This window comes from Nocardiopsis oceanisediminis, from assembly GCF_048595525.1.
GTDB classification, from domain to species: Bacteria; Actinomycetota; Actinomycetes; order Streptosporangiales; family Streptosporangiaceae; genus Nocardiopsis_A; species Nocardiopsis_A oceanisediminis.
In genome coordinates this window covers 4,863,000-4,875,892 of sequence record NZ_JAFMZJ010000001.1, presented here as the reverse complement: position 1 = coordinate 4,875,892, position 12,893 = coordinate 4,863,000, and the positions used below count along the sequence as shown (strand labels likewise).

General features: G+C 75.7%; 12 protein-coding genes. 4 read left to right on the top strand and 8 right to left on the bottom strand.

Going from position 1 to position 12,893, the window contains the following annotated elements; all coding sequences use genetic code 11:
• Positions 1-340: 340 nt before the first annotated feature.
• The 3 genes from J0910_RS21350 to J0910_RS21340 all read right to left on the bottom strand — a co-directional run bounded on the left by J0910_RS21350 (position 341) and on the right by J0910_RS21340 (position 3,570).
• Positions 341-1,225 carry a tetratricopeptide repeat protein gene (locus tag J0910_RS21350; protein ID WP_420160321.1) on the bottom strand — a complete coding sequence of 295 codons (885 nt, stop codon included), beginning with the start codon at positions 1,223-1,225 and terminating at the stop codon, positions 341-343.
• Positions 1,226-1,654: 429 nt separating this feature from the next.
• Positions 1,655-2,917 carry an HRDC domain-containing protein gene (locus tag J0910_RS21345; protein ID WP_420160320.1) on the bottom strand — a complete coding sequence of 421 codons (1,263 nt, stop codon included), beginning with the start codon at positions 2,915-2,917 and terminating at the stop codon, positions 1,655-1,657.
• Positions 2,918-2,988: 71 nt separating this feature from the next.
• Positions 2,989-3,570 carry a DUF3000 domain-containing protein gene (locus J0910_RS21340; RefSeq protein WP_420162043.1) on the bottom strand — a complete coding sequence of 194 codons (582 nt, stop codon included), beginning with the start codon at positions 3,568-3,570 and terminating at the stop codon, positions 2,989-2,991.
• 342 nt (positions 3,571-3,912) lie between these two features.
• Between J0910_RS21340 and hemE the strand changes: the two genes are divergently transcribed.
• On the top strand, positions 3,913-4,881 hold the full coding sequence (gene hemE / locus J0910_RS21335; protein ID WP_420162042.1) for a uroporphyrinogen decarboxylase: 969 nt from the start codon (positions 3,913-3,915) through the stop codon (positions 4,879-4,881).
• Between the two features lie 360 nt (positions 4,882-5,241).
• Here the strand turns inward: hemE and J0910_RS21330 are convergent, their stop codons facing one another.
• Entirely contained in the window at positions 5,242-6,402 is a 1,161-nt protein-coding gene (locus tag J0910_RS21330; RefSeq protein WP_420160319.1) for a DUF4349 domain-containing protein, read from the bottom strand.
• 155 nt (positions 6,403-6,557) lie between these two features.
• Here J0910_RS21330 and hemG point away from each other — a divergent pair, with 155 nt between their 5' ends.
• Complete coding sequence (gene hemG / locus J0910_RS21325; protein ID WP_420160318.1) at positions 6,558-8,015, top strand: protoporphyrinogen oxidase; 1,458 nt, start codon at positions 6,558-6,560, stop codon at positions 8,013-8,015.
• Between the two features lie 169 nt (positions 8,016-8,184).
• Complete coding sequence (gene hemQ, locus J0910_RS21320) at positions 8,185-8,826, top strand: hydrogen peroxide-dependent heme synthase (protein WP_420162041.1); 642 nt, start codon at positions 8,185-8,187, stop codon at positions 8,824-8,826.
• Between the two features lie 76 nt (positions 8,827-8,902).
• On the opposite strand, the gene pssA is transcribed toward hemQ, so the two are convergent.
• The 3 genes from pssA to msrB all read right to left on the bottom strand — a co-directional run bounded on the left by pssA (position 8,903) and on the right by msrB (position 10,958).
• Positions 8,903-9,739 (bottom strand): CDP-diacylglycerol--serine O-phosphatidyltransferase, encoded by an 837-nt coding sequence (gene pssA / locus J0910_RS21315; protein WP_420160317.1) that lies wholly within the window; start codon positions 9,737-9,739, stop codon positions 8,903-8,905.
• Complete coding sequence (locus J0910_RS21310; protein WP_420160316.1) at positions 9,726-10,385, bottom strand: phosphatidylserine decarboxylase; 660 nt, start codon at positions 10,383-10,385, stop codon at positions 9,726-9,728. The genes pssA and J0910_RS21310 overlap by 14 nt, the downstream gene beginning before the upstream one ends.
• A gap of 138 nt (positions 10,386-10,523) precedes the next feature.
• The gene (gene msrB, locus J0910_RS21305) at positions 10,524-10,958 is read right to left on the bottom strand and encodes a peptide-methionine (R)-S-oxide reductase MsrB (RefSeq protein ID WP_420160315.1); all 435 of its coding nucleotides are present in this window, start codon (positions 10,956-10,958) and stop codon (positions 10,524-10,526) included.
• 181 nt (positions 10,959-11,139) lie between these two features.
• On the opposite strand from msrB, the gene J0910_RS21300 reads away from it, so the two are divergent.
• Positions 11,140-11,571, top strand: coding sequence for a hypothetical protein (locus J0910_RS21300; RefSeq protein ID WP_420160314.1), 432 nt, complete (start codon positions 11,140-11,142; stop codon positions 11,569-11,571).
• 335 nt (positions 11,572-11,906) lie between these two features.
• Here J0910_RS21300 and J0910_RS21295 read toward each other — a convergent pair whose 3' ends face one another.
• Positions 11,907-12,665, bottom strand: coding sequence for a GntR family transcriptional regulator (locus tag J0910_RS21295; RefSeq protein WP_420160313.1), 759 nt, complete (start codon positions 12,663-12,665; stop codon positions 11,907-11,909).
• Positions 12,666-12,893: the final 228 nt, after the last annotated feature.

The following is a 12,893-nucleotide window of genomic DNA, read 5'->3' as shown; positions in this document are numbered from 1 at the left end:
GCCCCTCCTTCTCACACGGATGGGTGACTTTCCCCCACATGCTACTCGTCGGTAACTACTGCTGCGAGCAGCGGGGCGCCCGACTTTCCGGGAACCGCGCCGCGGCCCCCGCCGGACCGCCCGCACCGGAGGCGGGCCGCGCCGCCGGACACCCGGTCCGAGAGGGGCCGGGAACACGAGAAGGCCGCCCCGGAGGGCGGCCGGGAGAGGGCGGGGTCCGGAGCCGGCGGAAGGCGCCCCCGGGCGCGCCCCTCCGGCCGGAAGGGCGCGCCCGGGGGCGCGGGCGGCACCTCCGCGGCCGCTCGTGCGCGCTGGGCGGGACGGGGCGGGCGGGGCCGGGTCAGAACAGGGAGGCGGCCTCGCGGTGCCGGCCCGCCGCACTGAAGGCCCCGGCGAGGTCCCGGCGCATCTTGAAGGTGAGCATCCGGATCTCCGGGTCGCCGACCGCGGCCAGGCCGTGCCGGTAGGCGTCGCGCAGCGCGTCGATCGCCTCGGCGTGCATGCCCGCCTGCGAGTAGACCCGGCCGAGCCGGTGGTGGATCACCAGGGTGTCGTGGTGCCGGGCGCCCAGCCTGCGGCTGCGCTGGGCCAGCACCAGGCGCAGGTGGCGGACGCTCTCCTCGTAGCGGCCGGCCGCGTTGAGCGCGGTGCTCAGCCCCACCCGCAGCTTCTCCCGCTCGGCGGGGTCCGCGGCGTCCTCGATGGCGCGCTGGTAGTGCGCGATCGAGGCCTCGTGCTCACCGGAGCGGCGCAGCGCCGAGGCGAGCCTGGTGCGCGCCTCCACCGTGTCGTGCGCGACCGGGCCGAGCCGCTCGGTGCGGCTGCGCAGCAGCGCCTCCCACTGCGCCGCCGCGTCGGCGGGGCGCGAGGCGTCGCCGTAGCACCAGGCCAGGTTCTCCCGGATCACGTCGGTCTGCGGGTGGTCCTCGCCGAACACCCGGACCGCGTCCTGCAGGGCCAGCTCGAACTGGGAGATCGCGGCCGCGCGCCGGCCGATCTGGGCGTACTTGCTGGCCAGGTTGTTGCGGGCGGCGATGCTGCGCGGGTCGTCGGAGCCGAGCCGCTGGACCAGGTCGTCCAGGGTGCGCTCCAGGGAGGCGGCGCGCTGCCCGGGGGTGTGCCCGGACGGGGCGGGCGCGGGCGTCGGCGGAACGGACGCCTCGGTGCGCCCGGTCATGACGGAACCCCTGCGCATCAGGTTGCGCCAGATGGCCAACAGGCCCACCTCCCCTTCCCGGTGTCCGACGGTCTCCCCCGGAGCAGGGCTCGGGACGGGAGCGCCTGCCCCTCCGGTCCTGTGGAGCTTTCCGCTCCGCATCGACAACAGCACGATTCCATAACTTAATCCGCCCCGCGGGGCGGGGGAAACCCTCACCTGGGGGTGTGCCGATGTGAATCATGCCACTTATTGCAAATTTATGGCCAGAGGATGTTTAAGTCGTTTCTTGTCCGCTTTGCGGTTGCTTGGTGCGGTCCCCCGGAAGCGGGGCCCGGACCTGCCCGGAGACCCGCCCGAGCCGCTCTCCGGGCCGCCGGGAGGGCGGCCTCCGGGCAGCGCCGAGCGGCGCCGCGCCCGCGCCCCGGACGCGGCGCCGCCGCACGCTCTGCTTCGGGCTTCCCCGCCCGCTCCGCCCTTCCGGGCCGCCCGGAGGGCTCAGTCCCCGCCGGCCGAGCGCAGCGCCTCGGCGAGCCCTTCGGAGGTCAGGCCGAGCTGCCACTCCCGGGCGCCGTAGCCGCGCAGCCGCTCGCGGACCGCCTCCGGCTCGGTGCTCTCCGGCGGCGTCCAGGCGAGCCGGCGCACCGCGTCCGGCTGCAGCAGATTCTCCGCGGGCATGTTGACCTCCTCGGCGACCTGGGATACCAGGGCCCGGGAGGCCTCCAGTCGGCGGGCGGCCGCCGGGTCGCGGTCGGCCCACCGGTTGGTCGGCGGCGGGCCGTCGCCCGGCGCCGCGGGCCGGGGCAGGTCGGACTGGGCCATGTCGCGCACGCGGTTGACCGCCTTGATCCACTGCGGCACGTACCGGCGGGCCATCCGGACCCCGAACTGGCGGATCGCGGTCAGCTCCTGCGGGGTGCGCGGCATCGCCGTGGCGGCCTCCACGATGGCGGCGTCCGGCAGCACCCGGCCCGGGGAGACGTCCCGCTCGCGGGCGATCCGGTCGCGCTCCAGCCACAGCTCGCGGACCACGCCCAGGGCGCGCTGGTTGCGCACCCGGTGGATCCCGGAGGTGCGGCGCCACGGGTCGGGGCGGGGCTCCTTGGGCGGTGCGGCGAGCTCGGCGGCGAACTCCTCGGCCGCCCACTCCAACTTGCCGGCCGCCTTCAGCTCGTCCTCCAGGGCGTCGCGCAGGTCCACCAGGACCTCCACGTCCAAGGCGGCGTAGGTCAGCCAGTCCTCGGGCAGCGGCCGGGTGGACCAGTCCACCGCGGAGTGCTCCTTGGCCAGGCGCATGCCCAGCACGCCCTCCACCATCGAGCCCAGGCCGACCCGCTGGTAGCCGAGCAGCCGCCCGGCCAGCTCGGTGTCGAACAGCGAGGACGGGCGGAAACCCAGCTCGGAGAGGCAGGGCAGGTCCTGGTGGGCGGCGTGCAGGACCATCTCCGCGCCGGAGAGCGCGTCGCTCAGCCCGGACAGGTCGGGGCAGGCCACCGGGTCGATCAGTGCGGACCCCGCGCCGGAGCGGCGCAGCTGCACCAGGTAGGCGCGCTGGCCGTAGCGGTACCCGGAGGCGCGCTCCGCGTCCACCGCGACCGGTCCGGAGCCGGCGCTGAACGCGCCGACGGTCGAGGCGAGGCCTGCGGCATCGGTGACGACGGGGGGAAGGCCCTCGCGTGGCGCGCGCAGCAGAGGGGCCTCACCGGGCCGCCCGTCGTCCGGTTCGGGGGTGTCAGTCGTTGAATCAAGCACGTTCGCCACAGCACTACGGTATGCGCTCCGGGGAGCGCGGCGGTGACCCGCACCCTCCGTGACGGCGGAGAACACCGTGGTCAGTCGCTGCCGGGCCCTCTGCGGGCGGTGATGTCGGCGACATCGGCCGGGGGCAGTCCGGAGGCGGCGGAGAGCAGCGCGCACCACGCCGCCATGTGCCCGGACAGGTCGTCGCCCTCCGGCGACCACGAGGCGCGCAGCTCCAGCTCGGTGCTGACCGGCTCGTCGGCCTTGGCCGCGAACCCCTCGGTGGTCGCGCGGGTGACGGTCCCGCTGAGCACCCGGTGCTCCGCGCCGCAGGCCTCCAGCGCGTCGGTCAGCCAGCTCCACGCCACCTGGCCGAGCAGCGGGTCGGCGGCGATCTCCGGCTCGACCTCCGCGCTCACATAGGCGACCACGCGGAACGGGCCGGGCCATCCCCGAGTGCCCTCCGGGTCGTAGAGCACGATCAGGCGGCCCAGCGCGATGTCTTCCTCGTCGCCGTTCACCCGGGCCGACAGCGCCGCGGCGTGCGGGGCGAGCCGCTTCGGAGCGGGCATCGCCTCCACGGAGATCTCCGGCCGGACGGCGGTCGCGCGCAGACTTTCGACCGCGCGCCGGAACGGGGGAGGCGCGTCGTCGACCCGGCCGAGAGGGGGCATGTTGGACACGTCTGCCTTAACCATGGTCGTCGGCGGGGCGGCAGCCGAGGGGGCGGGCGGCCGACCCGTCCTGCACCGCGGTGGCCGCGGTGCGTGACTGGAGCTGATCACCTGCCACCGTGGCACGAGTCACGCCCCGGTCCGCGGAGTTTTCCCGGCGTGTCGGTGTTTCGTGATGATCTTGGGGTCCGGTCCGCGACGAAGTCGTTACACCCGGACCGCGTCCGCCCGGGGCCGGGGTGCGTCGTTTCGGCTCCGCGCGCATGGCACGATCGGAGGGTGACGCTGCAAGACTCTCCTTTCCTCCGCGCCTGCCGGCGCCTCCCGGTGTCCCGGACACCGGTGTGGTTCATGCGCCAGGCCGGGCGCTCCCTGCCCGAATACCGCAGGGTCCGCGCGGACGTCCCCATGCTGGAGGCGTGCGCCCGGCCCGACATGATCACCGAGATCACCCTGCAGCCGGTGCGCCGGCACGGGGTCGACGCGGCGATCTACTTCAGCGACATCGTCGTCCCGCTCAAGGCCATCGGCATCGACCTGGACATCAAGCCGGGCGTGGGCCCGGTGGTGGCCGAGCCGGTCCGCACCGCCGCGGACCTGAAGCGCCTGCGCGAGCTGGAGCCCGGTGACGTCTCCTTCGTGACCGAGGCGGTGGGGTCCCTCGTCGGCGAGCTCGGCGACGTCCCGCTGATCGGCTTCGCCGGGGCCCCGTTCACCCTGGCCTCCTACCTGATCGAAGGGGGGCCGTCGAAGAACCACGAGCGCACCAAGGCGCTGATGTACGGCGAGCCCGAGCTCTGGAACGACCTGATGGCCCGGCTCTCCGCGATCACCCTCGAGTTCCTCAAGGTGCAGATCGACGCCGGCGCCTCCGCGGTCCAGCTCTTCGACTCCTGGGTCGGCGCGCTGAGCGCCGAGGACTACCGCACCTCGGTGCTGCCGCACAGCGCGTCGATCTTCGAGGCGCTCTCCGGCCGCGACGTCCCGCGGATCCACTTCGGCGTGGGCACCGGCGAGCTGCTCGGCCTGCTCAGCGAGGCCGGCGCCGACGTGGTCGGGGTGGACTGGCGGGTGCCGCTGGACAAGGCCGCCCAGCGGGTCCAGGCCGCCACCGCGCTGCAGGGCAACCTCGACCCGGCGGTGCTGTTCGCCCCCTGGGAGGTGGTCGCCGAGCGCACCAGGGACGTGCTCTCCCGCGGCCGCGTCGCCGACGGCCACATCTTCAACCTCGGCCACGGGGTGCTGCCCAGCACCGACCCGGACGTGCTCACCCGGCTCACCGAGTTCGTGCACGCCGAGACCGAGGACTGACCGGCCGGGCCCGGAGAGGGGCCGCCCGGCGTCTCCGGCCCCGCCCGCACCGCGCGGGCGGGGCCGCGCCGTGTCCGGGACCGGCGGCGTCCGCACGGGCGCGGGCCGGCGCCCGCGGAGCCGCGGCGGGGTATCCCGGTTCCGTGCGGGCGGGCCTGCGCCTCCCCGCCCGCCCGTCGCGGGCCCTCGGGCCGGAGACCCGCCAGGAAGCCGACCCGGGATCCGCATCGGACCGGCGGCCGCCGACGCCCGGGGAGACCGGGGCCGACCCGGGCGCCCTGCCGGGGCCCGCCCGCCGCCGGACGGGGCGGACGGGGCGGCGCCCGGAACCGGTCGGGCCGGACGAGAGCGGGGACCGGGTCAGTGCCCGTCCGGTCCGGGCCGCGTGCCCCCGCCCGGTTCCGCGCCGGGCTCCGCCGCCTCCGCGGTCTCCGCCTTCCGGGCCTTCGCCCCCTCGGCCTGCCCGGCCTCCTCCGCGGGAGCCCCGGCGGGCTCGGCCGCGCCGCTCCCGCCCCCGGCCGGAGCGGCCGGGCCCCGGGGCGCGGCGGACCGGCGGCGCCGGCGGAGCAGGCCGGTCAGCGGGACCGCCGGGCGGATCCCGCGGCGGTGCCGCCACCAGGCGACCGGGGCGAGCAGCACCGCGGCCACCGCGGCGAACGGCAGCAGCCAGCCCAGCGCCACGGAGAGCGCCTGGGCCAGGCCGGTCAGCGCGCGCCAGCCGTAGGCCAGCCCGCCGGTGAAGCCGAGCGAGTCGCCGGGCTCCTCGTCGATCCGGCTCTCCGGGACCGACAGGGACAGCTCGATCGTGCTGTAGGAGGTCCGGTTCTCCAGCGACGCCCGCCGGGCCTGGAGCGCCTCCAGGTCGGCCTGGCGGGTGGAGATCTCCCCCTCGACGGCGAGCACCTCGTCCACGCCCTCCGCGTCCTCCAGCAGGCCGCGCAGCCGGTCCAGGGAGGCCTCCGCCGACTCCACCCGGCTCTCCACGTCGGCGACCTCCTCGGTGACGTCGACGACCTCCTGCTCCAGGCTGAGGCGGGTGCCCAGCCCGGACAGCTCCTCCAGCGCCTTCTCGTAGCGCTTCCGGGGGACCCGCAGCACGAGGGTGCCCGAAGGCGCCCCGCCGCCCTGCAGGCTCTCCCGCTCGACGTAGCCGTCCCAGCCGGTGAGCAGCTCCTTGGCCTGCTCGGCGGAGCCCGCGACGTCCTCGGTCTCCACGGACAGCGCCGCGGTGTGCACCTGCTCCCGCGGGGCCGCCTCGACGTCGGAGCCGGCGCCCTCCCCGGAGCCGCCCTCCGCACCGTCCTCCGGGGCGGCCTCCCGAGGGGCCTCGGCAGGCGCCTCCGCGGCCCGGCCGCCCGCCCCGCCGCCTTCGGCGGCGGTGTCCATCGAGGACTGCTCGGCGCCCCCGCCGCAGCCGGCGAGCAGCAGCAGGGCCAGCAGGCCGGCCGGTGCGGCCGCGGCGCGCCCCGCGGACCGGGGGACTGCGGGGGAGGAGGTGGTCCGGTTGCCCTCAGCGCTCATGCCGGTTTGGACGTGGCCGGGATCACCCCCGGTTGCCGGGGCGGGGTCACATGTCGGTCACGCCGCCCGGAGCAGGCCCGGACGTGCGGGAACGTGAGGAACGAGATGCCCGGGTCGGGCACGGCTCCGCCGGAGCATCTGGAAAGCTGGCGGATATGCAGAGCACACCCCACGTCGCGGTCGTCGGCGCCGGCCTGTCCGGGCTCACCGCGGCCTACCGGCTCGCCGAGCGGGGGGCGGCCGTCACCGTGCTGGAGGCCGGCCCGGACCTCGGCGGCAAGCTGCACGTCTCCGAGGTCGCCGGGGTCCCGGTGGACGCCGGCGCCGAATCGGTGCTGGCCCGCCGCCCCGAGGCGCTCCGGCTCTTCTCCGAGCTCGGCCTGGACGACCGGGTCGTGCATCCCGCGCCGGGGCCGGCCCGGATCTACAGCCGGGGCCGGCTGCGCCCGCTGCCCGAGGGCCACGTCATGGGCGTCCCCGGCGACCCGGTCGCGCTGGCCCGCAGCGGCGTGCTGTCCTGGGCCGGAACCCTGCGCGCCGCGCTCGACCTGGTCTGGCCGCGCACCCCGGTCCGCGGCGACGTCCCGATCGCCCGCTACATCGGGGCGCGGATGGGCGCCGAGGTGGTGGACCGGCTGGTCGAGCCGTTGCTCGGCGGGGTGTACGCCGGACGCACCGAGCGCCTCTCGCTGGACGAGGCGATGCCGCAGATCGCCCCGATCGCGCGCGGCGAGCGCTCGCTGATGCGCGGGGTGCGCGCGCTCAAGCGGCGCCAGGCCGAGGCCGCCGGGTCCGGCCCGCCCGCCCCCGTCTTCGCCACCCTCCGCGGCGGCCTCGGCGTGCTGATCGACGCGCTGGCCGAGCGGGGCGGGGCCGAGGTGCGCACGCTCAGCCCGGTCACCGCCCTGACCCCGGAGGGCGGCGGATGGGCGCTGGAGGTCGGAGCGCCCGGCGCCGCGGAGCCCGAGCGGCTGCGCGCCGACGCCGTGGTGCTGGCCTGCCCGGCCCCCGTCGCCGCGCGGCTGCTGCGCCCGGTGGCCGAGCCCGCCGCCGGCGCCCTGGACGGCATCCGCTACGCCGGGATGGCCATCGTCACCCTGGCCTTCCGCGCCGCGGACCTGCCGGTCCGCCCGGAGGGCAGCGGCTTCCTGGTCTCCCCCAGGGAGGGGCTGACCATCAAGGCCGCCACCTTCAGCAGCGTGAAATGGCCCTGGCTCGCCGATGAGCTGCGCGCCGCGCACCCCGGCGAGGAGCGGGTGGTGGTGCGCTGCTCCATCGGCCGGGCCGGGGAGGAGGAGGCGCTGCGCCGCTCCGACGAGGAGCTGGCCGCCGCGGCCCTCGCCGACCTGGCGACGGTGTGCGGCGGCCCGGTCGGGGCCCCGCTGGAGAAGCGGATCACCCGCTGGGAGGCCGGCCTCCCGCAGTACGACACCGGGCACGGGGCGCGCGTCGCCCGCGCCCGGGAGGCCCTGGCGGCCCACCCGTCGCTGGCGCTGTGCGGCGCCGCCTACGACGGGGTGGGGATCCCGGCGTGCATCGCCGGGGCGACCCGGGCGGTGGAAGGGCTGGCGGTGGAGCCGGCGGCCGGCGGCCGCCCGGGCACCGCGCGATGACCCCCGCGCCGCGCGGCCGGATGCGGCCGCGCGGGCACGGTGTGCAGGACGCGCCGCGACGAGGCGGCGCGAGGACGACAAGGAGCCGAACGTGAGCACCGGTAGCAGCACAGAGCAGGCCGCGCGGCAGAGCGACCCCGAGGACCTGAACAAGCTCATCCGCTACACCATGTGGTCGGTCTTCAAGGCCGGGGACCTGTCCGGGCTGGACCGGGCCGCCGCCGGGGCCGAGCTGGCGGCGCTGATCGAGGACGCGGAGAAGAAGGGCGTCACCACCCGGGGCACCTATGACGTGCAGGGCTTCCGGGCCGACGCGGACCTGATGTTCTGGTGGGTCGCCGAGACCTCCGAGCAGCTCCAGGAGGTCTACGCGGCGTTCCGCCGGACCGCCCTGGGCCGGCTCTGCGAGCCGGTCTGGTCGGTCGTGGGCCTGCACCGCCCGGCCGAGTTCAACCGCGGCCACGTGCCGGCCTTCCTGGCCGGGGAGGAGCCGAAGGGGCACGTCTGCGTCTACCCCTTCGTCCGCTCCTACGAGTGGTACCTGCTCCCGGACGAGGAGCGGCGCGCGATGCTGGCCGAGCACGGCCGGATGGCCGCCCCCTACCCCGACGTGCGGGCCAACACCGTCTCCACCTTCGCGCTCAGCGACTACGAGTGGATGCTCGCCTTCGAGGCCGACGACCTGCACCGCATCGTCGACCTCATGCGCCACCTGCGCGGCGCCGAGGCGCGCCGGCACACCCGGCTGGAGGTGCCGTTCTACACCGGCCGCCGGAAGAGCCCGGCCGAGCTGGTCGAAGCGCTGGCCTGACCGGCCCCGACGCGAAGGGGCGCCCGCGGATCCGATCCGCGGGCGCCCCTTCGCGCTCTTCCGGTCCCCGGCGGGCTCAGCCCTCCCGGGGGGCGGGCAGCGGCTCCTCGGAGCCGCCGCGGCCGCCCTGCCGGCGGGTGGCGAACACGTAGAACGGGATCGCCAGGATCAGCACCAGCACCAGGCTCGACCCGGAGTACAGCAGGGTGTCGCCGGCCGGGGCGTCCATCGCCCAGGCGGCCAGGCAGCCCACGCTGCCCAGGATCCAGGCCAGCACCGCGAAGGCGATCCGGCCGCGCGGCTTGGGGTAGACGATCCGGCTCACCATCAGCCAGGCCACGAAGAACACCGCGGCCGTGCCGACCAGCACCGGCGGGTTCAGCAGCACGATGGTGATCACCGCCATCGCGCCGAACGGGCTGGGCAGCCCGGTGAACGACGCGGTCCCGGGCGTCTCGCAGGAGAACCGGGCCAGCCGCACCACAACCGCGAGCAGCACCGCGGCGGCCGCGGCGATCGGCAGCGGGCCGCCGTCGGCGGTGAAGGTGCCCCAGGCGACCACGAAGAACGCCGGGGCGAAGCCGAAGCTGATCACGTCGGCCAGGTTGTCCAGCTCGGCGCCCATCCCGCTGCCGCCCAGCTTGCGCGCCACCCGGCCGTCGAACAGGTCGCAGGCGGCGGCCGCGAGCAGCAGCACCACGGCGGTCGCGATCGCGCCCCGGTCCAGCGGGCCCGGGGTGCCCGAGGCGACCTGCGCCGCCTGGGCCGAGGCCAGCTGCCAGACCGCCATGAACCCGCACAGGGCGTTGCCCAGCGTCAGGTAGTCGGCGACGGCCAGGCGGACGCGGGACGCGTCCTGCTCCTCCGGCGCCGGCGCGGCCCCGGAGAGGGCGGCCGCGCTAGTCGCGGTCAAGGCGAGTTTCTCCGGCTCGGACCTTCTGCCCGACCTCCACCGCCGGGGCGATACCGGGCGGGAGGTAGACATCGACGCGGGACCCGAAGCGGATGAGGCCGATCCTCTGTCCCTTCTCCGCCTTCTGCCCCTCAGCGAGATACGGGACGATACGCCGGACCATCGCGCCGGCGATTTGGACGACCGTGATCTCACCGATCTCGGTTTCGAAGGTCCAGATGACGCGTTCATTACGCTCGCTGTCCTTGTCGAATGCGGGGCGGAAGCCTCCGGAGCGGTGCTCGCGCCGGACGACGGTCCCCGCCGTAGGGGCACGGTTGACGTGCACGTTCAGGGGGTTCATGAAGACGGCGATCCGGGTCCGGCCGTCCGCCTGGGTGTCGATGCTCTGCACCACCCCGTCGGCGGAGGAGACCACCCTGCCGTCCGCGGGGACCCGCTCGGGGTCGCGGAAGAACCAGGCCATCCCGGCCGCCAGGCCGACGGTGGGGACGGCGATCGCCTTGCCGGCCCGGGAGCGGCGTGCGGCCAGGAGCGCGGCACCGGCGGCCGCGCACGCGGGCACCAGCCAGGGCGCGGAGCCCTTGGCCATGCGCACGCCGAGAGGGGGGGTGCTCGATCGAGCGGGATGGGAGTGGTCGGTCATGTGGTGCTTTCGTCGTGGAGCCTGGCGTCCGCTCCCGGGGAGCAGGGGGGCGGGCACATGCGTGGTCCCGTCGCTGGACGGGAGGGCGACCGGAGGCGGACCCGCACGGCCGGCCGCCGGAACCCATGAAGGAGGATGCTATTGCACTGAGTCGTCCGGCTCCAGCGTGAGAGCCACTGAGTTGATGCAGTAACGGTCATCGGTCGGAGTGTCGTAGCCCTCACCGCGGAACACGTGGCCGAGGTGGGAATCGCAGCGTGCGCAGCGGACCTCCGTACGTATGGTGCCAAGCGAGCCGTCCTCGTGCAGTGTCACGGCGGCGCTGTCCGAAGGATCATAGAAACTCGGCCAGCCGCAGTGCGACTCGAACTTCTCGGTGGAGCGGAACAGCTCGGCGCCGCAGGCCCGGCAGCGGTAGACGCCGCTGGTCCGGGTGGACACGTACGCGCCGGTCCAGGCGCGCTCGGTGGCGCCCTGGCGCAGTACCGCGTACGCCTCCGGACCGAGCTCGGCCAGCCACTCCTCCTCGGTCCTGCCTGCGGCCCCGGTAACCGGCCGCGATGAATCGTCCATGGTGACGACGCTACCCGTTCGCATTCGTTCGTGCTCGCGGGGTAGGGGTGGGTCTTGTCCGAGAACGGCCGCTCTTTCCCTGTTTTCAGCCGCTCCGGCCATGTTCGCACCGGATCGCCCAGGGTAGGGAGAGGAGAGGGTCTCATCGAGCACGGTTTCGACCAGGCGGGAGCGTTCGGCCATGCTCGTCTCGCAGCACAGAGGGGTCTACCAGGAGCACGGCGGGGTCTACCGGGGCGGGGCCGCCCGCCCTTGGGCGGCGGCGGGGGCGGCCGCCGCGCGGACGCTGAGGACGCGGAGCGGCGAGGTCGCGGACGAGGTCAGGATGGCCGGGGCGCTGGCGGCGGCGCACGCCGGAACGGCGCTGCACCGCATCCGCCCGGTCCGCTGGAGCGACCGCGCGCTGGCGGCGGGGCTGTGCGCGACCGGGGTGCTGGGGCTGGCCGCCGCGGGGCTGATCGGGGCCGCGCTGGCCCTCTGGGTCGAGTCCGACCCCGGCGACCTGCTGCCCGCCGCGGCGGGCGCGGTCATCATCGGCCTGGTCCTGCTGATCCTGGTATTCCTGGTCTTCGCGGAGCGGGAGCAGGGCGCCTCCTCCGGATCGGAGCGCTGAGCGGGACCGCGCCGGACGGGCGCGTCCGGCGCCCGCGGGCCGGGGCCGTCCTCCCCGGCCCGCGCGCGGCTCCCCGCCCCGCGGGGCGGCGGACCCGTGGAGCTCTCTAGAGAGGCCCCTCCGCCCATCACGTCACGGAAGCGCGGCGGAGTCAATCTCCCGGCCGGTGAGGACCGGGTTGCGGCGGGGGCAGGCGGTCCGGACCGCCGCGGGGCCGCGGGAGCGCCTGCGCGGCGGCTCCCCGGTGCGCGACCTCGGCGCTGCGGCCCCGTCAGAGAGCCCTGACAGGGCCGCGGCGCCGACATCGCCGCGCGAGGGGCGCGCCCTGGGCGGCCTCAGGCCTCGAAGTCGTACTGCAGCACGTAGGCCGAGCCGTCCAGGGTCATCTCGTTGAGCTCCACCGGGGTGTGCTCCGAGGTCAGCGCGGTGCGCAGCACGTCCAGGACCGGGGTCCCGGCGGTCAGCCGCAGCGCCTCCGCCTCGGCCGGGGTGGGCATCCGCACCCGGATCTCCTCGGTGAAGTGCGCCGGCGCGCGGCCCAGCTCGGCCAGGCGCGCGTAGATCCCGCCGGGGCCGGTGTCCACCCGGGCGATCGCGGTCTCCCGGACCAGGTCGAGCGGGAGGTAGGAGGAGGCCAGCTGGAGCGGCCGCCCGTCCAGCCGGTACCGGCGCCGGCGGCGGAGCACCACCGCCCCCTCGGGGACCTCCAGGGCCCGCGCCACGTGCGCCTCGGCGGCGACCTCGTCGATCCGCACGTCGTCGATCTCGAACGAGCGGTCGGCGGCGTCGGCCTGCCAGATCGCCCGCCCGGAGCCCCACAGCTCTCTGGACAGTCTGCGCGGGCCGTGTCTGCGCAGCGGCCGGAAGGCGCGCACGTACACGCCCGAGCCGCGGATGGGGACCAGGAGCCCCTCGTTGATCAGGACCGAGAGCGCCTGGCGGGCGGTGGCGCGGGCGACACCGTACCGCTTCATCAGGTCGTTCTCGCCGGGGACCCGATCGCCGTCGGAGAGCCGCCCGGAGGCGATGGCGGCCCGCAGCTCCTCGGCGATCTCGCGGTATACCGGAGGGGACTCGTTATCGGACGTCGGCACGGTTGTCATCCTCTCGCCCGGACTGCGTGGCGCCGCGGATCGCGGTGGGGGTCGGCTGGGGGTCGGCCATGGTCTTCATACCCTTGCTCCCCCCGGCACTCCGTGCCCGGAGGGATTCGGCGGGGCTCATCGAGACGACCCCACACAGCCGATATCTCCACCCGTGCCGGTGTTCATGCGTGATCGGCGGAGAGCCGAAACCGGCCACCCGGACGGGAACCCTCCGCG

What these genes read in the sequence shown, in the direction of transcription:
- J0910_RS21310 (WP_420160316.1), bottom strand. Translation starts at nt 10,385, where the DNA reads ATGACCGACCACTCCCATCCCGCTCGATCGAGCACCCCCCCTCTCGGC.
- J0910_RS21300 (WP_420160314.1), top strand. Translation starts at nt 11,140, where the DNA reads ATGCTCGTCTCGCAGCACAGAGGGGTCTACCAGGAGCACGGCGGGGTC.
- msrB (WP_420160315.1), bottom strand. Translation starts at nt 10,958, where the DNA reads ATGGACGATTCATCGCGGCCGGTTACCGGGGCCGCAGGCAGGACCGAG.
- J0910_RS21330 (WP_420160319.1), bottom strand. Translation starts at nt 6,402, where the DNA reads ATGAGCGCTGAGGGCAACCGGACCACCTCCTCCCCCGCAGTCCCCCGG.
- J0910_RS21340 (WP_420162043.1), bottom strand. Translation starts at nt 3,570, where the DNA reads ATGCCCCCTCTCGGCCGGGTCGACGACGCGCCTCCCCCGTTCCGGCGC.
- hemG (WP_420160318.1), top strand. Translation starts at nt 6,558, where the DNA reads ATGCAGAGCACACCCCACGTCGCGGTCGTCGGCGCCGGCCTGTCCGGG.
- hemQ (WP_420162041.1), top strand. Translation starts at nt 8,185, where the DNA reads ATGTGGTCGGTCTTCAAGGCCGGGGACCTGTCCGGGCTGGACCGGGCC.